This window comes from Pedobacter psychrodurus (assembly GCF_032678585.1).
In the GTDB taxonomy this organism is placed as follows: domain Bacteria; phylum Bacteroidota; class Bacteroidia; order Sphingobacteriales; family Sphingobacteriaceae; genus Pedobacter; species Pedobacter psychrodurus_A.
Window position 1 is genome coordinate 89,421 of record NZ_JAVTSN010000008.1, and the last position, 17,085, is coordinate 106,505.

Below are 17,085 nucleotides of genomic sequence, written 5' to 3' on the forward strand. Positions count from 1 at the left end.
AACAACAAAAACAACATGAAAAAATTAATGATGATTTGCGGATTAATGCTAGGTATAGCTGGTTTCGCTAACGCGCAACAAGGTGGTGGACAAGGCAGAATGATGATGAAACCTGAAGAAAGAGTAAAACAGTTAGACGAAAAATTAAAGTTATCAGATGACCAAAAAACGAAGTTAACTGCTGTTTTTACCGAGCAAGCTGAAACCATGAAAAAAATGCGCGAAGAAATGCAAGGTGGCGATAGAGATGCAATGAGAGAGAAAATGCAAAAAATGCGTGCTGATAATGACGCAAAAGTAACTGCGGTATTAACAGACGACCAGAAAAAAACTTATCAGGATTGGCAAAAAGAACAACGTGCCGAAATGGAAAAACGTAGACAGGGTGGTGGTAACAACTAATCCTGATAAAAATATCAAATAAGAAAAGCGGCTTTATGCCGCTTTTCTTATTTTAGCAAAAAAAAAATAAATATGCCTGCCCATTTCCCTCCAATTATTTTAGCATCTAAATCGCCACGCCGACAAGAACTTTTAACCCTTATGGGCTTAAATTTTAAAGTAGAGCTAAAAGATGTAGATGAAAGTTATCCTGCAGATTTAAGTCCTGCAGAAATTGCCGTTTACATTGCTGAGCAAAAGGCAAAAGCCTTTACTGCCAATGGTGAAATCGTCATCACAGCCGATACCATCGTGGCTTTAAACGGAGAAATTTTAGGTAAACCTGAAGACAGGGCGCACGCGCAAGAAATGTTAAAAAAGTTATCGGGCAGCAGGCACGAGGTTTTTACAGGGGTAACAATCGTAAAAGGCGATAAAAGCCACTCGTTTTATGATCGGACAGAAGTTTACTGTAAAGCTGTTACAGCTGAGGAAATTGATTTCTATATTGATCATTACAAACCTTTTGATAAAGCAGGAAGTTATGGTGTACAAGATTGGTGGGGCATAGTGGTGGTAGAACGAATCGAAGGCTCTTACACCAATGTGATGGGGCTTCCAACTGAAAAGCTTTATAACGAACTCTTAAAATTTATTTAAATCCCTTTGTGGAATTCTTGAAAAAGTTTCATCATCTCTAAAAACAAGCACGATGAAAGCGAGAATTAACGAAGTGACCATAGCCGAACCCTGTTTACAAAACTGGGACGACATGGAAAAAGGAGCAGGTTTTAATTTCTGTACAGCCTGCAGTAAAAATGTAATCGATTTTTCAGGTTATACCAATGCCGAAATCATCAGAGTATTGGCCAATTCGGGTTCTTCTGTTTGTGGTCGTTTAAGCCAATCTCAATTAAATCAGCTCAATTACCATTTGGCAATTGTGCCAACAACAAACAGAAACTGGATGAAGTACCTTGGTGTACTGGCCATAGGGATGAGCATTTTTGTGATGGATGCCAGGGCCGAAAACCTTAAAACACCAATTTCAATTACAAAAAGTATACACCATAAAACAGACGATAAAAAACCAATTTTACCCAAAAAAATATACGGTTATGTTATCGGTGCAGATAGTAAACCTGCTGCAGGCATAAGATTGGTTATTGTCGATACCAGATTTTTTGCCCTAACCGATAAAAATGGGCGCTACGAAATCACTTTGGATAATCAGTTTGATGTTAAAAATAACCAGCTGATTGTAGAAAGCATGCGGTTTGGAGCTGTTTTGACCCTCGATTTTTCGAAAGAAAAACAAAATAACCTCAAGCTTAAAAAAGCCGAACCTATGATTATGGGCCGGATGATAATGGCACCCAAAAAGAAATGATCCTAAATTAATATACGCTAATCTCTCGATGATCCATATCCGTATGGATCATTTTTTATAACAGGCTGGCCAAAACACCCATTTTCAAATCGTAAGTAGAAAGTTTTAACCTGTTTATTTTGCAGCGTCCTAAAACATAGTTGGTTATCAGGGCCGCAATTACAATCATGTCTACTCTCAAAGGAATAATTCCAGGCATCTCCAACCTTTCCTGGTGCGTGGTGTTGAGCAGTTTACCCGTGGTTGCGATATAATCATCAAAGTTGAATTCGAAAGTTTTGACGGTATTGATATCCGTTTTTAAGTTGTGTTTTCTGATAATTAGTTCGGCAAATGTCTCGAATGCTCCCGCCGATCCGATCAATACTTGTGGCCTGTATTTTTCGCAGATATCGAAAAGATCTGCCAATTGATGTTGAATGTGAAATAAAATAGCATTTTTTTCGTCATCAGCTATTGGATCTGATTTGAAATATTGTTGCATCAAACGTGCTGCACCAATATTATAACTTTTCTTCCAGATCAGTTTTTCGGTATCACACAGGATAAATTCGACACTGCCTCCACCAATATCCATGATGAGGGATAAATCAGTGATCGCACCACTCAATTTTACTCCCTGGTAAATTAATTCAGCTTCCTCATTGCCCGTAATGGTTTCGATTGTTATTCCAGTTCTTTCTTTCACCGCCTGTACAAACTCTTTTCCATTTTCAGCGCTCCTTACTGCCGAAGTTGCTGTGGCCCTTACCTGATCAACCTGAAATTCGGAAATGGTATTGCTAAAATTATGAAGGCAATTTAAGCCTCTTTCAAAGGCCGCAGGAATGATGATATTGTCGTTAATCCTTCCTTCGCCCAACTTAACAGGGACATTGGTCTTATATAATATTTCAAATTGCTTTCCCTCTGCTTCAGCAATTAGCAAGTGGAAGGTATTGGTACCAAGGTCGATAACTGCAATGCGCATAGGTTTTAATTTGTTTTTTTGGAAAGCAGGTGCAGTAGTTCTTCGGAAGCTGTAGTTCTGCTATTCATTAAATTTCGTTGATGTTGCTGCTAAATTAAGGGATGTGAAGCGAAATACCATTGCTATCAGGTTTATTTTATTGAGGTCTGTGGTTTTTGGCAGAATAGCATAATGTCAAAATGCAGGTAAATTTAATCTTGATTCCGGTGGTGTCGGAATGTTACCATCCGACACAGCAAAAAATCAAATATTTGTTAAGATGATCCAGGCAGTCAGATGGTAACATCTTACTGCACTAATATTTCTGCTATCCAAAATAGTAGAACAGGCCGTTGTGAATAAACGGGATAGCAGCGGCAGCCTCCGATTTCTTCAATCGGAGCTATAGCGTATAGCCCGACTAATGTTAATTTGAGTATTGCAATTGCTTTCCAAAACTTCCTTATCTGTTATTGAATGCAATGCACATAGTAGGTGTTTTGTTTTTTGGAAAGCAGAGGTTGTGGTTCTTCGGTAGTTGCAGTCCTGCTATCCATTAAATTTCGTTAATGTTGCTGCTAAATTAAGGGATGTGAAACGAAATACCATTGCTATCAGGTTTATTTTATTGAGGTTTGTGGGCTTTGGCAAAATAGCATATTGCCAAAATACAGATAAATTTAACTATGGTTTCGGTGGTGTCGGAATGTTACCATCCGACACAGCAAAAAATCAATTGGCCATCGTTCATCCATCTTATTCCTACTGGTCGGTGTCTTACCGACCAATAGATAAATATTTTTAAAATATATAACAATCACTCCATTTTATCCGGTAAATGTTAGTTTAATTTCTGTCAGTGAGGCACCGACCGATAGGTGAAAAAATTGTCACCCGTTGTAAATTGCGGTGAAAATAATTAACGAAATGCCAATGTAAGCTGATAGGTTTAAATAAATATTCTTTTTCTGGTTGACAAAACCTATAGTGAGCATGATCAATAAATAAAGGAGCGATAGGATTAAAAATCCGGTAAAGGGTGGATGGTTATTTTTTACCTGCGGTTCATTTTGTGTAGATGCAAATAAAATCTCCATTAATATTGGAGCGGTCCACCCAATAAGATACAATGTAAATATTGATACTGCTATTGGGCTTTTTCTAAAGGCGTTTTTGAGTTCATCCATATTGCAGATTAATACCTGTTTTACAAATTTGGTAACCCGAAAAACAGATAATTTATGCATAGCTGAGCTCGGATGACTAAGCTGGCTCGTATTTCATGCAAACTCAACTAAGATCAATTGCTGAGTGGCACACCAAACACTGAATTAGGAACGCAATAAAATAAAACCAGAACGCATAAAAATAGAATCAAGAGGCATTAATATAAAACCAGAACGCATCAAAATAAAACCAGAACGCATCAAAATAGAATCAAGAGGCATTAAAATAAAACCAGAACGCATCAAAATAAAACCAGAACGCAATAAAATAAAACCAGAACGCATAAAAATAGAATCAAGAGGCATCAAAATAAAATGCGCACGAAATAATATAACAGGCACGAGCATTTACATACCCCAGCAAATTGCTACAAAACAAAAAAACCGGTGCTTGCGACACCGGTTTTTCAATTTATATTTAATTCATTACTCGAAGTATTCTTTCATTCTTTCGAAGAAGCTCTTATCGTTTTTACCTGGCTGAGGCTTAAAGTTTGGAGATTCACGTAATCTCTCTAAAGCAGTACGTTCTTCACTGCTTAAAGCTTTTGGCGTCCAGATGTTGATGTGGATAATTTCATCACCTCTGTGGTAAGAATTCACTTCTGGTAAACCTTTTCCTTTTAAGCGTAATAATTTTCCGCTTTGGGTACCTGGATCGATTTTGATTTTAGCTTTACCATCAATGGTAGGCACTTCAATACTCATCCCTAAAGCAGCATCAACAAAGCTTAAATGTAAATCGTAAACAATGTTATTGCCTTCGCGTTTTAAGGTTTCGTGTGGAGTTTCTTCAATTAAGATAATTAAATCGCCTGGGATACCACCGTTAGGTGCTGCGTTTCCTTTTCCACTCATGCTTAACTGCATGCCTTCACTCACGCCTGCAGGGATATTAATGGTAATGGTTTCTTCGCCACGTACCACGCCATCTCCATGACAAACTGTACATTTAGATGTAATCTGTTGACCGCTACCATTACAAGTTGGGCAGGTAGATGCAGTTTGCATCTGGCCTAAAATGGTATTGGTTACCCTACGTACCTGGCCGCTACCACCGCAGGTACCACAGGTACTTACCGATGATTTATCTTTTGCACCAGAGCCATCGCAGGTTTTACAAACGATTAATTTATTAACCTTGATTTTCTTTTCTGCACCGTGTGCAATTTCTTCAAGGGTTAATTTAACTTTTATGCGTAGGTTAGAACCTTTAGCAACCCTACGGCCACCACGTTGCTGACCACCACCACCACCGCCAAAAAAGCTTTCGAAAGGGTTATGGCCGCCAAATACATCGCCGAAATTGCTGAAAATATCGTCCATGTTCATACTGCCACCGCCGTAGCCACCGCCACTTGCGCCACCAACACCAGCATGACCGTATTGATCATAACGTTGCTTTTTCTCAGCACTGCTTAAAACTTCGTAAGCTTCGGCAGCTTCCTTAAATTTATCTTCAGCAGCTTTGTCCCCAGGGTTTTTATCCGGGTGATATTTAATCGCCATCTTGCGGTAGGCTTTCTTTATCTCATCAGCAGCTGCGCCCCTGGTTACGCCCAATACGTCGTAATAATCTCTTTTACTCATCTTCTTTTTAGAATGATTGAACGATTGAGTGATGGAAGGAGAGAATGGTTGTTAATATTCAATCATTCAAAATTCAATCATTCAATAATTATTTCTGTATAAATGACTGAATGATTGAGTGATGGAATGAGAGAAGCTTAATTCAATCATTCAAAATTCAATCATTCAATAATTACTTTTTATGCTCCAACTACTACTTTCGCAAAGCGGATTACATTATCATTTAAGGTATAACCTTTTTCAACTTCATCAATTACTTTTCCTTTTAGCTCCTCGGTAGGGGCAGGGATATTGGTAATGGCTTCGTGGAAATCGGTATTAAAAGGTTGACTGATGCTTTCTACATCTTTCAGGCCTTTTTGTGCCAAGGTATTTTTAAGCTTTGTACTTACCAATAAGATACCTTCTTTAACCGGAGCCACATCAGCAGCAGTTTCCATCGCTTTTAATGCGCGGTCGAAATCATCTAAAACAGGTAAAAGCGATACAATTACATCTTTACCGGCAGTTTGCAACAATTCTACGCGTTCTTTTTGGGTACGGCGTTTGTAATTGTCGAATTCGGCATATAAACGTAAATATTTGTCGTTAAGCTGTTGAACTTCTGCTTGTAATTTTTCTTCAGCAGATAATTCTGGTGCCTGCTCAGTTTCATTTGCAGCAGCATCAGTATTCTCTACATTCTCAGCAGTATTTTCTGATATGTTTTCAGGATTCATTATATTTTCTTCTTTATCGTTATTTTTCTTCTTATTAAACATAATACTAGGCTGAATTTTTTTGTGTTAATCTCAACTATTTTGCCATAAACGGAAATCAGCCAAGCTGTCAGATTTATTTGGATTTATCTGAACAGATTGGCTGATTAGCTGACGGATGTCAGAATTTTTTATACGATCTGCGCATCTTCGTGCACAACCCCATTCTCACATTTAATAATGCGCGAAGGGAAAGTACGGATAATGTGGTAATCGTGGGTTGCCATTAAAACCGCAGTTCCGGCCTGGCTAATTTGTTTTAAAAGGGTTACAATTTCTTCTGATGTTTCAGGATCTAAATTTCCTGTAGGCTCATCAGCAAGAATGATTTCGGGATCGTTTAACAAAGCTCTTGCAATAACAATTCGCTGTTGCTCACCACCAGAAATTTCGTGGGGCATTTTTTTGATTTTAGAACGCAAACCAACCTTATCCAACACATCTTTCACGCGCTCGTTAATCAGCTTTTCATCTTTCCAACCTGTTGCTTTTAACACAAATTCGAGGTTGTTTTCGATGGTTCTATCCGTAAGCAATTGAAAATCCTGAAATACCACTCCTAATTTGCGGCGTAAAAAAGGAACCTGACTTTCCTTTAAATTTTTAAGGTCGAAGCCGGCAATATTGCCATCGCCATTGCCAATATGAAGGTCGCCATATAATATTTTAAGCAAACTGCTTTTACCCGAGCCTGTTTGCCCGATCAGGAACACAAACTCGTCTTTTTCGATGTGTAAATTTACGTTGGAGAGGACTAAATGTTTCTGCTGAAAAACATCAACATTGCTTAAATGAATTACTGAATTGCCTGCCATATTATATTTCTAATTTTGCAATCTGCCCGAAAGGCAGACCTTTAACCATTTCCATAATGTATTCTTGCTTGTCGCCAAGTCCGAGTTTTTCCAGCGATTTATCAGGTCTATCTACCCTAAAATAAGCTAAAAGTGTAAACTTGTCATCTCTTAACTGTACGTAATCTGGAATTTTGGCGATGCCTTTAACTTTAACGATATACATTGTGTCCAAAAATAGCATTTCCAAATGATAAGCGAAAGCAAGAAGCCCTTTTTATCTCATCAGCATTACCCAGCCTGTATAACTTTGAAAATCTTCGTTTAAATAAATGGTGTAATAATAAACTGCGGGAGGGAGATCTTTTCCATTCATTTTCCCATCCCAGGGCTTGAAGGTACCTGTACTTTGATATACCAGCTGGCCATAACGGTTGGTAATCTTCACAATAGGGTTAGGAAAACTACCAGCAGCAGGGATATTCCAGGTATCGTTTATATTATCGCCATTAGGGCTAAAGGTGTTCGGGATCACTACTTTTGGATATACTTTTATAAAAACCTCATCGATGGCACTCGTACAGCCTGAATTTGAGATCGCGTGTAGCGTATAGGTAATATCTTCTGTTGGTTTAGCTACAGGGTTTAGTTTGGTCGGGTCGTCGAGATAATTGGATGGTGACCAATAATAGGTAATATCATTGCCACTTACTTTGCCATTTAAATTTATAGACTGTCCGGTTAATATCTTCTGATCTGCGCCTGCATCGGCTGTTGCATTTTTATTTACGTTAACGGTGATTTGCGCAGGTGCAGAACATCCATTATTAGAAATCTGGACGGTATAGGTGGTCGTTTCAGTTGGTGATGCAATGGGGTTGGATATGTGAGGATCCGATAAACCGGTTGATGGTTGCCAAAGATAGGTAGAACCTCCCGAGGCTTCCAGTTGAATGGATCTGCCTTCGCAAATAGTTGCAGTTTGCATATTGGTTGCCGGAATTATTGGGTCTAAAATCTCAACAGTTGTTGCTGCAGGCAATGTACATTCATTTAAAGTAACCTGAACGGTGTAAGTGCCTTTCATTGCCTTAGTTGCGTTAGCAATAGTTGGGTTTTGCGCAGCAGAAAAGAATTGTCCATCCGGACCAAACCATTTATAACTTGTTCCGCCAGATGCGTTTAGTTGAATGGTACTGCCAATGCAAACCGGCCCTGAATTCTCAGCTGTGGTTGTTGGCAATGGATTTACAGTAACCTTTATTGGCTCTGATACTGCCCTGCAATACGTTCTATCAATATTGCCATTCATAGCCGTAATTAACCGATATTGATAAGTGCCGGGTATGCGATTTGAAAAATCTATTGAAGCTTGTTTCGTGGTTTTACCAACCATATCAGTCCAGCTACTGCCTGTATTTTCCTGCCATTGGTAAACTGCGGATGGATATCCTGCAGTAATATTTGCATCTAAAATGAAATTGATCGTGCTACCCTCACACATGTTTAATGACTGGTTGTTTGTGTTGAAAAAAGGACTAATGTCTGGGCCGCAGGCTTGTACTGTAATATCATCTAAAGCAAAATCGTTACCACTATTTGTTGGTGTATGATTAACCAACTGTAAGATTACCGTTGAGCTATTGCTGTTACTAAATTCAACAGCATATTGGTGCCATGTTCCATCAGCGGGTATATTTTCGGTTGACTTTTCGGCTAGTATATTATGATTGGGATCGGCTATGCGTAAAATCATATTTGGATTTTGGGCATTGGCAGCAGGCGAATTTGAATTTAAAACCCATAGAGATAGGCGTAAAATGGTGTATGGGCATAAATTTTCCATTCGCTGCTCAAAAAATACAGTTTGTGTGGCTACACCATCAATTAAAAGCATCAAACCATTTGGATCTCCGGTATGATCAGCATGTGGTTGCCAATAAATAGGGTACGGATTACCCGGTGTTGCTGGTGTTTTTACCAGACCAGATTGGTTGGCCGTTAAATTACGCGGACTTACTCCCGGAGGACCAACAAAAGTTGTATAAGTAGAAGCACCTGGTGCATATTGCGCCAATGGTCCATACCAGTTATCCGTATTGTTTCCCTGACCAAAGGTTTGGTTAATAAGCGGTTGTCCAAAAGTTCCACTACAAAGCTGCGCTTTTGCAAAATTTGCAAGCAGGAGGATACAAAGAAAAAATAGCGCTTTTGATAGAGAGTGCATCAACTGGCTCAGGTTTAGTGCAATGTTAAAGAATTTTAAGATTTAATCGTAGGATTTAGCTTATTATTTCCATTAAAAGTAACGGGATGAAAGTTAGCGGATTTAGAAGTTCTTTTTACCTCATCAGCATTACCCATCCGCTATACGTTTTAAAATCCTCGTTTAAATAAATGGTGTAATAATATACTGCCGGAGGGAGATCTTTGCCATTCATTTTTCCATCCCAGGGCTTAAAGGTACCTGTACTTTGATACACAAGCTGGCCATAACGGTTGGTAATTTTTACGATTGGGTTGGGGAAGTTAGCAGCAGCAGGGATATTCCAGGTGTCGTTTATATTGTCGCCATTTGGACTGAAGGTATTTGGGATTACTACTTTTGGATACACTTTTATGAAAACCTCATCGATTGCACTGGTACAGCCTGAATTTGAGATCGCGTGTAGGGTATAGGTAATATCTTCAGTTGGTTTAGCAACAGGGCTTAGTTTGGTTGGGTCGTCGAGATATTCGGATGGTGACCAATAATAGGTAATATCATCGCCACTTACTTTGCCGTTTAAATTTATTGATTGTCCGGTTAATATCTTCCGGTCTGCGCCTGCATCGGCAGTTGCATTTTTATTTACATTAACGGTGATTTGTTTGGTTTCAAAACATGCACCATTAGAAATCTTGACAATATAAGTGGTTGTCTCAGTTGGTGAAGCAATTGGGTTGGATATCCCTGGATCTGATAATCCGGCTGATGGTTGCCAAAAATAAGTAGCACCTCCTGAGGCTTCCAGTTGAATGGATTTACCCTCGCAAATAGTTGCAGTTTGGATGTTGGTTGCCGGGACGATAGGATCTTTAACTTCAACATAGGTTGTTGCGTTTTGTGTGCATCCGTTTGCCTTAACTTCTACAGTGTAAGTACCTTCCATCAATTTGGTAGCATTGGGAATGGCAGGGCTTTTTTCGGTAGACGTAAATTGGTTTGGCCCCGTCCAAACGTAGCTCGTTCCACCAGATGCATTGAGCTGAATAGTAGCGCCAATGCAAACGGAACCAGAATTTTCAGCTAAGGGAATTGGTAATGGATTCACGGTAAGGGTTAATGGTGATCCGGCTATCCTGCAATTTGGAGAATTGATGTTATTGCCATCACCTGCCAACATACGGTATTGATATACACCTTTAACTGCATTTTGGATTGAAACAGTTAATTCTGGCATTTGCTCATTGGGTAAGTCCGTAAAGCCACTACCTGTATTTACCTGCCATTGATATCTGGGGTTTTGATAAACGCCAGGGGTAATATCAGTTTTGAAATGGAACGTAGCGCCCGATCCTTCGCAAATTTGTGCAAGTGTTGTAGCATTCCCTTCTATAGATGGTATAAGGCTTGGGCCACAGGCACTAAAGGTGATGTCGTCAATAGCCAAATCGTTACCACCTCCACCAGGGTTCTGATTGGTCATTTTTAAGGTGATTATTCCTAAATTTGGGGGCGTAGTGAATGTTCTGGCATATCTAATCCAACCTGTGTTTTCCGGGATATCTTCTGTCTCAAAAGGAGCAGTAAGTATATCAACTCCGTTATTTTCTATTGTAAACTTGACGTTTGGCTTAATGCCTGGGTTTCTTAAAATATTAATAATCCAGGCAGAAAACTCGTAGGTGGTATTTGGACAGAGATCAGTAATAGTGGTTTGATAAAATATTCCGGGGCTATTGGAAGCATTTACAACCATCATATAGCCGCTTGGATCGTTGGGAGTATGGTTTGCAGTGCTCTGAATCCACCCCCCGTTTAATCCGGATATGGTTTTCGCTATAGTGTATTGCCCATCTTCTGGTGAGCCAGTAACGTAGGAGTAATTGGTAACGCCATTGGGTAGGGAAGAACCAAAAGTACTTGTGCCTGATTCGAATGTTTCTTTTTTGATCGGATCGCCCAGTGTTCCGTTACATTGCGCCCACATACGATCGCCAAAAAACAGGATAAGAAAGAGAATTAAAAATATGGGGAGATAACGCATTGCTTAAAGGGCATTTAGCGAATATCCATATAAATAATAAGAAATGCCAAGATTTTAAGGATAAGATTGGTAAGTATGCTTCAATCATAATTATATGGAAATTTGCATTATTTTGCATCCATAACTCAATGAATAAATTTATAATATTACTGTTGTTAATTACAGCGTTCATAACAAGCCATGCCCAGAAAAGAGATGAATCTACTGCGATGCATAAATTTATGCAGGCCAACGCCGATAGTACAATTATAGTTCAATATACTGGAGCTTGGGCAGACTCTCCGGTTTTTTATTTGTTGAGCAAAAAGGGAGATACATTAACCTGTTATCTTTATAAAGACACCAGGAGGTATAGCAGTATCAACAAGGTTCCCCGAAAAATTGCAATGGCGATGTCTTCAAGAACGATGATGGATATTTATAAGACACCTGTAGATATTAACCGGTTTTTTAATATAAAAGATATTCAGCCAGATAGTTTGCTTAAGTTCTGGGATGAAGTTTCTGCGCTAAAACCCTGGTTGATAAAGGATGATGCGATTGAGGGGGCGGGCTGTCCGGTTGGGAAAAAAGGTGAGGTTTATTCGATTGATGATGGTGGTGGGATTTTGGTGCATCTGGTTACAAAAGAACAGATCAAACCGCTAAATTTTTACGATCCTGACGGTTTTGAAAAATTATGTCCGGGCAGAAAGGGCCGTCAATCTATCATTAAATTTACGGCCCTTTTTCGGAGATATTTTAAATCATTATAATTTATTCAAAAACTCAACCGTATTCACATTATCTGCATAATCCCAAAGTTTTGGGTGCTGACTTTGGCCGAAACCAAAAGTGTTAAAACTTAGTGGTGATTTAGTAATCACACACTGGATGTTTTCTGCTTTATCCTTTAATTTTTCTTCCACTTCTTGAAGATTGTCGTATTCTTCATAAAAAAGAACGGCCAAAGGTGAGGTAAGGCTCTCATCTTCTTTTAACAACAGAAAGCCATTGTCGAAATGTTTGGCCGCGTTAACCAGATAGATAGATTTGTTATAGTCGTAATTGTTATTGTATTTAAAATGGTTGATAATGGGCTGAAAACTTTCTATGCCTTCGTAAAAATTTGCAATGTCGTAACCTTTTGGGAAATAGAGTTTAGCTACATTTCTACAGCCCAGGCCGAAATAATCAAAGATATCAGCGCCCAGATTTTGAATGTCTTCAAAACTTTCCGAACCATCCAAAACCGCTACGCTGTTCCTGTTTTTTCTGATGATGTTCGGCACCTTGCTGAAATAATAATCAAAATAGCGCGATGAATTATTGCTTCCAGTGGCAATAACGGCATCAAAATCTTTTAATCGCTCTACGTATTCTATTTGCGTTTCAAAGGCGGGTTCTATTTTAATCAGCTCCGCAATTACTGCTTTAATCAATTTATCATCTGCTGAAGAAAGTTTGATCAGTGCAATGTTGCCGGTGGCCAATACACTTAAAACATCGTGTAAACCCACCAAGGGGATATTGCCCGCCAGGATTAAACCAACCTTTTTTGGAGCGGTGCTAAACCTGATCGATTTGAACCAAATGGTCAGATCAGCCTCATTTAACATCTCGGCAAAAGATAAAATTGATTTTTTTATATTTTCTGCAGTAAACCATGCATTGGTGCTTTCTGCGCTATAAAATGCATTTCCTAGTATGTCAGTAGGGTTTGTAAGCAATATGCCTAGTTGGTTAAACGCGCTTATTGCTTTTTCTTGAGTTAATGCTGACATATTTAGAATTATTATTAAGTGATTATATATTATATTTGCAGCGCAAAGGTAAACTAAGCAAAAGAATTAGACGAAAACATGGCGATTAAAATAACAGATGAGTGTATAAATTGTGGGGCTTGCGAACCGGAATGTCCTAACAACGCAATTTACGATGCCGGTACTGCATGGCGTTTTTCTGATGGTACCAACTTAAACGGTATCATTGATTTTGGTAATCAACAAATTGAAGCTGACGCAACACAAGAAGCAGTTTCGGATGAAGTGTATTATATTGTATCCGATAAGTGTACCGAGTGTAAGGGCTTCCATGATGAGCCACAGTGTGCGGCAGTTTGTCCGGTTGATTGTTGTGTAGACGACGAAGACATCCGCGAAACAGAAGATGAATTATTGGCTAAGAAAGCCTGGTTACACCAGGAAGGATAGTTTCTATCAGATATTTACAATAAAAAAAGTCTCACTTAAAGTGAGACTTTTTTAGTTATAGGCGTTTTTTATAGACCAAAATATAATCATGATCGGTAAAGTAAAACTAGTTCCGTGTGGAAAGGAAAGTATAAGCAAGATTGTTGATGGAATTAATCAATATAACCTGGATAGGGTTGCTGCTCTTTCTGATATATGGACACCATTGGAATATATAGCTAAAAATGAGAACGATGAAGAAGTAGGAGGGATTTTGGCTGGTATTGGTTATTGGAATGGGCTGGAAATCAATATCCTTTGGGTAAAAGATGAATATAGAAAAAAGGGAATAGGTACCTATATTTTAAAATATGTTGAAGACGTTGCAAAAGCAAAAGGGGCAACCGTAGCAATGCTTGATACTTTTGATTTTCAGGCAGAAGAATTTTATTTAAAAAATGGATATGTGCCGATCGGAGAAATACAAAACTTCCCTAAAGGGCATAAAAGAATTTACTTTTCGAAAAGGTTAGACATTTAAATTAGTTTTGATATACTTTCTGAAACTTTCTCCCAGCATTCAGTTTCCCCTAAACCCTAAACCCTAAACCCTAAACCCTAAACCCTAAACTAATCCACCTCACATTTATTTGGGATAATCAAAACAGGGCAGGCCGATTTTCTGGCCACATGTTCTGCCACGCTACCCATTAAAAAATGGTATAAACCTGTTCTTCCATAAGTGCCGATAACGATCAGATCCGATCCCCATTCGTCTGATTGCTGGATAATGCCATGCGCGGCAGTATCTACAATACTCAAATACGTGGTTTTTGTGCCTTTTCCATATTTAGTCTCCATTTCTTTGAGTAAAATATGGCTATTTTCTTCACTGTTGTCGTAAGTTTCTAAAAATACTGGTGCAAGAGTTAAATCAGGGTTTACATTGGCTGGAATCGGTTCGATAATGTTGACCAATGCCACTTCTGCTCCGAATTTTTCAGCCATGTCGTAACCGGCTTTTGCCGCTTTTTCTGAGCAGGTACTGTTATCAACGGCAATTAATATTTTTTTAAAATTCATGGCGCGGTTATTTAAAAGGTGATCATCATAAAAATAACAAATTTGCATGTAAAATGTTAGGCAATGGATGTATTTTATTAGTTTTACAATAGTTTCACGAGCAGATTCAAATGGAAAATCAATACGGTATTTGCAGGGTTGCCGTAGCACCCTTAAGAGCTGATGCATCAGATAAAGCAGAAATTGTTTCGCAACTTTTGTTCGGCGATCATGTCGAAATTATACAGAAGGAAGAACGCTGGTGGCTCATCCAGAATGGATATGACGGCTATGAAGGCTGGATGGATTTCAGACAACTGGCCCCCATCAGTCAAAACCAGTTTGCCGAAATGCACGATTGCAAATTACTTGCTCCATTGAGTTTCAATAATGTATTAACAGCGGTTGATGGAAGTGTATATCACTTAAGTCCGGCCAGTAACCTTCCTTTTTTAAAAGATGGTTTTTGTTATGCAGGCGAGGAAAAATTCAAACTGAATTTCGAAACATACGACAACAGTACGGTAAATTTTAATGATCAGGTAACCGAAACAGCCAAATTTTTTCAGAACATTCCATATCTCTGGGGTGGAAGACATTTGTTCGGTCTTGATTGCTCTGGTTTTACGCAAACCGTATTTAAAATGCTGGGCATTAAATTAAACCGGGATGCTTCACAACAAGCCGAACAAGGTGAGCTGGTTGGTTTTTTGGCTGAGTGCGAGGCTGGTGATGTTGCCTTTTTTGATAACGATGAAGGCCGGATTACCCATGTGGGTATTATGTTGAGTCCGAATGAAATCATCCATTCCTCCGCTAAAGTAAAAATCGATCCGATTGATGATCAGGGTATTTTTAATAAAGAATTAGGGAAATATTCGCATAAGCTGAGAATCATTAAACGTTTTGTGGAATAGTAACCCAAAATGTATCCTACATAAAAGATACATTTTTTTATGCCATCTAAATTTAAAATTCAAATCTCCAATCCTTGCCATGAAGAATGGGATGGCATGCAAGCCAATGTAAATGGGAAATTTTGCGGTTCTTGCCAAAAAACTGTAACAGACTTTACCCGCTTCACAGATGTGGAATTGAAACGTTGGTTTAATCAAAATCAAGGAAATAGCTGTGGGCGATTTAAGCCTGAGCAACTTGATCGTTATATTGAGGAAAAAAATCAATCATTTTTTAAAATTTTTAAGCCAGGTTTAATTGTAGCTTCAGTTTTTGCATTTTTAAGTGTTCCTAAATTTACTTACGCAAAGTATATAAAACCACTGGAAACCGAATATAAAATTCAGCATAGTCAAGCTTTGGATGATATAGAAGGTGAATATACCTTTATAAAAGGGAGAGTATATGATCAGGATGGCATTGGCATAAATAATATCGATATTGAGTTAAATGGTGGGCATACCCATGCTAAAACAGCTGCGGATGGATCGTTCTATATTAGAATGGAAAAACCAAAAAACAGGACTATTGGCGAATTGGTTTTTACTTCAAGTGCTTTTGAAACTAAAAAAAGTTTATTCATTTTAGGAGCGGATAAAGAAATTTCAGTTGTTTTACAAAATCGAACGCAGATGGATTTCACAAATCAGATAGTAGCGGACAAATTAAGCGAACAATTGGTTGGAACGCTTGGAGGCATTTCGATAAAAACAACGGTAACAAGGCGAATTGTAGGTGCTGTTATTGATATTTTAAGATAAATTTTTAATAAATTGAATTGATGGCCCCAAGTTTTAAAATACAGATTTCTAATCCTTGCCAGGAACAATGGGAAGGGATGCAACCGCATACAGATGGAAAATTTTGTGGCTCCTGCCAAAAATCGGTTGTAGATTTTACTCATTTCTCTGACCGTGATTTATACGACTGGTTTATAAAAAATCAAAATAATAGCTGCGGAAGACTAAAACCAGCACAACTTGATCGCTTAATCAATGTAAAAGAGAATTATACGCTCAGCAGATTTAAACCAAGCGTGATAGCCGCATCTTTATTAGCATTCTTAAGCTTTCCTAAGTTAAGTGATGCCAAAGTAATCAAGACACCTTTTACTCAAACAGATCGGTACCGCAGTAATACTTCCTTTGAAAAGAAAATTGAGGTTTCGGCTGATACCTTAAAAACAATAAAAGGTAGGGTGGTAGATAAAGATGATAAACAGCCACTTCCTTCGGTATCTGTTATGGTAAACCAGCGTTTAGCTTTTACATCTACCGATCAAAAAGGCAACTTCGAAATCAAGTTGCCTGCAGATTTTGAAGATAAAAATTGTGTTTTAACGATAAGTTATATAGGCTATAAGACTTTAAATTCGAAGGTTGATTTAGCTAAAGATGGCCAATTAAACCTCGAATTATGTATTAGTGAAAATGTTTTAGGTGGTGCTGAAATTGTAGTTGTCAGGCATTCACTTTGGAGGACAATCCTTTATAAAGCGAAAAATCAGTTAAAGGATATTAATCCGTTTTATGTAAAGAAAAACTAGAATTTCATTAT

General features: G+C 38.4%; 20 protein-coding genes. 9 read left to right on the forward strand and 11 right to left on the reverse strand.

The annotated features are described in order from the left end of the window. The first annotated feature begins 15 nt into the window (after positions 1-15). From R2S57_RS07445 to R2S57_RS07455, 3 genes are all read left to right on the forward strand, one after another. Positions 16-402: a Spy/CpxP family protein refolding chaperone gene (locus R2S57_RS07445; RefSeq protein WP_316844416.1), complete on the forward strand. Its 387-nt coding sequence runs from the start codon at positions 16-18 to the stop codon at positions 400-402. Between the two features lie 72 nt (positions 403-474). Beyond that, positions 475-1,041 carry a Maf family protein gene (locus tag R2S57_RS07450; protein ID WP_316844417.1) on the forward strand — a complete coding sequence of 189 codons (567 nt, stop codon included), beginning with the start codon at positions 475-477 and terminating at the stop codon, positions 1,039-1,041. Positions 1,042-1,093: 52 nt separating this feature from the next. Further along, the gene (locus R2S57_RS07455) at positions 1,094-1,771 is read left to right on the forward strand and encodes a hypothetical protein (protein ID WP_316844418.1); all 678 of its coding nucleotides are present in this window, start codon (positions 1,094-1,096) and stop codon (positions 1,769-1,771) included. A 55-nt stretch (positions 1,772-1,826) separates the two neighbouring features. Here R2S57_RS07455 and R2S57_RS07460 read toward each other — a convergent pair whose 3' ends face one another. The 9 genes from R2S57_RS07460 to R2S57_RS07500 form a co-directional block, all read right to left on the reverse strand. After that, positions 1,827-2,741 (reverse strand): exopolyphosphatase, encoded by a 915-nt coding sequence (locus R2S57_RS07460; RefSeq protein WP_316844419.1) that lies wholly within the window; start codon positions 2,739-2,741, stop codon positions 1,827-1,829. A gap of 869 nt (positions 2,742-3,610) precedes the next feature. Further along, on the reverse strand, positions 3,611-3,817 hold the full coding sequence (locus tag R2S57_RS07465; protein ID WP_316844420.1) for a hypothetical protein: 207 nt from the start codon (positions 3,815-3,817) through the stop codon (positions 3,611-3,613). Between the two features lie 234 nt (positions 3,818-4,051). Then, positions 4,052-4,288 carry a hypothetical protein gene (locus R2S57_RS07470; RefSeq protein ID WP_316844421.1) on the reverse strand — a complete coding sequence of 79 codons (237 nt, stop codon included), beginning with the start codon at positions 4,286-4,288 and terminating at the stop codon, positions 4,052-4,054. 84 nt (positions 4,289-4,372) lie between these two features. Next, positions 4,373-5,536, reverse strand: a complete 1,164-nt coding sequence (gene dnaJ / locus R2S57_RS07475; RefSeq protein WP_316844422.1) for a molecular chaperone DnaJ — start codon at positions 5,534-5,536, stop codon at positions 4,373-4,375. Positions 5,537-5,715: 179 nt separating this feature from the next. Next, entirely contained in the window at positions 5,716-6,297 is a 582-nt protein-coding gene (locus R2S57_RS07480; protein ID WP_316844423.1) for a nucleotide exchange factor GrpE, read from the reverse strand. Between the two features lie 128 nt (positions 6,298-6,425). Further along, complete coding sequence (locus R2S57_RS07485; RefSeq protein ID WP_316844424.1) at positions 6,426-7,109, reverse strand: cell division ATP-binding protein FtsE; 684 nt, start codon at positions 7,107-7,109, stop codon at positions 6,426-6,428. A gap of 1 nt (position 7,110) precedes the next feature. Continuing rightward, positions 7,111-7,314 (reverse strand): hypothetical protein, encoded by a 204-nt coding sequence (locus tag R2S57_RS07490; protein ID WP_029278679.1) that lies wholly within the window; start codon positions 7,312-7,314, stop codon positions 7,111-7,113. 51 nt (positions 7,315-7,365) lie between these two features. After that, positions 7,366-9,315: a gliding motility-associated C-terminal domain-containing protein gene (locus R2S57_RS07495; RefSeq protein ID WP_316844425.1), complete on the reverse strand. Its 1,950-nt coding sequence runs from the start codon at positions 9,313-9,315 to the stop codon at positions 7,366-7,368. Positions 9,316-9,430: 115 nt separating this feature from the next. Continuing rightward, positions 9,431-11,338: a gliding motility-associated C-terminal domain-containing protein gene (locus tag R2S57_RS07500; RefSeq protein ID WP_316844426.1), complete on the reverse strand. Its 1,908-nt coding sequence runs from the start codon at positions 11,336-11,338 to the stop codon at positions 9,431-9,433. A 128-nt stretch (positions 11,339-11,466) separates the two neighbouring features. On the opposite strand from R2S57_RS07500, the gene R2S57_RS07505 reads away from it, so the two are divergent. Continuing rightward, positions 11,467-12,093, forward strand: coding sequence for a hypothetical protein (locus tag R2S57_RS07505; protein ID WP_316844427.1), 627 nt, complete (start codon positions 11,467-11,469; stop codon positions 12,091-12,093). Here R2S57_RS07505 and R2S57_RS07510 read toward each other — a convergent pair. Further along, complete coding sequence (locus R2S57_RS07510) at positions 12,088-13,101, reverse strand: acyl-CoA reductase (protein WP_316844428.1); 1,014 nt, start codon at positions 13,099-13,101, stop codon at positions 12,088-12,090. The two genes, R2S57_RS07505 and R2S57_RS07510, sit on opposite strands and share 6 nt — an antisense overlap. A 78-nt stretch (positions 13,102-13,179) precedes the next feature. On the opposite strand from R2S57_RS07510, the gene R2S57_RS07515 reads away from it, so the two are divergent. Together R2S57_RS07515 and R2S57_RS07520 are read left to right on the forward strand one after the other, a co-directional pair. Continuing rightward, positions 13,180-13,530 (forward strand): 4Fe-4S dicluster domain-containing protein, encoded by a 351-nt coding sequence (locus R2S57_RS07515; RefSeq protein WP_316844429.1) that lies wholly within the window; start codon positions 13,180-13,182, stop codon positions 13,528-13,530. A gap of 88 nt (positions 13,531-13,618) precedes the next feature. Then, positions 13,619-14,050, forward strand: coding sequence for a GNAT family N-acetyltransferase (locus tag R2S57_RS07520; protein ID WP_316844430.1), 432 nt, complete (start codon positions 13,619-13,621; stop codon positions 14,048-14,050). 89 nt (positions 14,051-14,139) lie between these two features. Here R2S57_RS07520 and R2S57_RS07525 read toward each other — a convergent pair whose 3' ends face one another. Continuing rightward, the gene (locus R2S57_RS07525; RefSeq protein ID WP_316844431.1) at positions 14,140-14,592 is read right to left on the reverse strand and encodes a universal stress protein; all 453 of its coding nucleotides are present in this window, start codon (positions 14,590-14,592) and stop codon (positions 14,140-14,142) included. A gap of 110 nt (positions 14,593-14,702) precedes the next feature. Between R2S57_RS07525 and R2S57_RS07530 the strand changes: the two genes are divergently transcribed. Genes R2S57_RS07530 through R2S57_RS07540 form a run of 3 tightly spaced genes read left to right on the forward strand, consistent with a single transcriptional unit; the run spans position 14,703 to position 17,074 of the window. After that, entirely contained in the window at positions 14,703-15,488 is a 786-nt protein-coding gene (locus R2S57_RS07530; RefSeq protein ID WP_316844432.1) for a C40 family peptidase, read from the forward strand. Positions 15,489-15,527: 39 nt separating this feature from the next. After that, positions 15,528-16,289: a hypothetical protein gene (locus tag R2S57_RS07535; protein ID WP_316844433.1), complete on the forward strand. Its 762-nt coding sequence runs from the start codon at positions 15,528-15,530 to the stop codon at positions 16,287-16,289. Positions 16,290-16,309: 20 nt separating this feature from the next. Continuing rightward, positions 16,310-17,074: a carboxypeptidase-like regulatory domain-containing protein gene (locus tag R2S57_RS07540; RefSeq protein WP_316844434.1), complete on the forward strand. Its 765-nt coding sequence runs from the start codon at positions 16,310-16,312 to the stop codon at positions 17,072-17,074. The last annotated feature ends 11 nt before the right edge of the window (positions 17,075-17,085 follow it).

What these genes read in the sequence shown, in the direction of transcription:
- R2S57_RS07490 (WP_029278679.1), bottom strand. Translation starts at nt 7,314, where the DNA reads ATGTATATCGTTAAAGTTAAAGGCATCGCCAAAATTCCAGATTACGTA.
- R2S57_RS07460 (WP_316844419.1), bottom strand. Translation starts at nt 2,741, where the DNA reads ATGCGCATTGCAGTTATCGACCTTGGTACCAATACCTTCCACTTGCTA.
- R2S57_RS07480 (WP_316844423.1), bottom strand. Translation starts at nt 6,297, where the DNA reads ATGTTTAATAAGAAGAAAAATAACGATAAAGAAGAAAATATAATGAAT.
- R2S57_RS07465 (WP_316844420.1), bottom strand. Translation starts at nt 3,817, where the DNA reads ATGGAGATTTTATTTGCATCTACACAAAATGAACCGCAGGTAAAAAAT.
- R2S57_RS07540 (WP_316844434.1), top strand. Translation starts at nt 16,310, where the DNA reads ATGGCCCCAAGTTTTAAAATACAGATTTCTAATCCTTGCCAGGAACAA.
- R2S57_RS07455 (WP_316844418.1), top strand. Translation starts at nt 1,094, where the DNA reads ATGAAAGCGAGAATTAACGAAGTGACCATAGCCGAACCCTGTTTACAA.
- R2S57_RS07515 (WP_316844429.1), top strand. Translation starts at nt 13,180, where the DNA reads ATGGCGATTAAAATAACAGATGAGTGTATAAATTGTGGGGCTTGCGAA.
- R2S57_RS07525 (WP_316844431.1), bottom strand. Translation starts at nt 14,592, where the DNA reads ATGAATTTTAAAAAAATATTAATTGCCGTTGATAACAGTACCTGCTCA.
- R2S57_RS07520 (WP_316844430.1), top strand. Translation starts at nt 13,619, where the DNA reads ATGATCGGTAAAGTAAAACTAGTTCCGTGTGGAAAGGAAAGTATAAGC.
- R2S57_RS07445 (WP_316844416.1), top strand. Translation starts at nt 16, where the DNA reads ATGAAAAAATTAATGATGATTTGCGGATTAATGCTAGGTATAGCTGGT.
- R2S57_RS07450 (WP_316844417.1), top strand. Translation starts at nt 475, where the DNA reads ATGCCTGCCCATTTCCCTCCAATTATTTTAGCATCTAAATCGCCACGC.
- R2S57_RS07500 (WP_316844426.1), bottom strand. Translation starts at nt 11,338, where the DNA reads ATGCGTTATCTCCCCATATTTTTAATTCTCTTTCTTATCCTGTTTTTT.
- R2S57_RS07505 (WP_316844427.1), top strand. Translation starts at nt 11,467, where the DNA reads ATGAATAAATTTATAATATTACTGTTGTTAATTACAGCGTTCATAACA.
- R2S57_RS07485 (WP_316844424.1), bottom strand. Translation starts at nt 7,109, where the DNA reads ATGGCAGGCAATTCAGTAATTCATTTAAGCAATGTTGATGTTTTTCAG.
- R2S57_RS07510 (WP_316844428.1), bottom strand. Translation starts at nt 13,101, where the DNA reads ATGTCAGCATTAACTCAAGAAAAAGCAATAAGCGCGTTTAACCAACTA.
- R2S57_RS07535 (WP_316844433.1), top strand. Translation starts at nt 15,528, where the DNA reads ATGCCATCTAAATTTAAAATTCAAATCTCCAATCCTTGCCATGAAGAA.
- dnaJ (WP_316844422.1), bottom strand. Translation starts at nt 5,536, where the DNA reads ATGAGTAAAAGAGATTATTACGACGTATTGGGCGTAACCAGGGGCGCA.
- R2S57_RS07530 (WP_316844432.1), top strand. Translation starts at nt 14,703, where the DNA reads ATGGAAAATCAATACGGTATTTGCAGGGTTGCCGTAGCACCCTTAAGA.
- R2S57_RS07495 (WP_316844425.1), bottom strand. Translation starts at nt 9,315, where the DNA reads ATGCACTCTCTATCAAAAGCGCTATTTTTTCTTTGTATCCTCCTGCTT.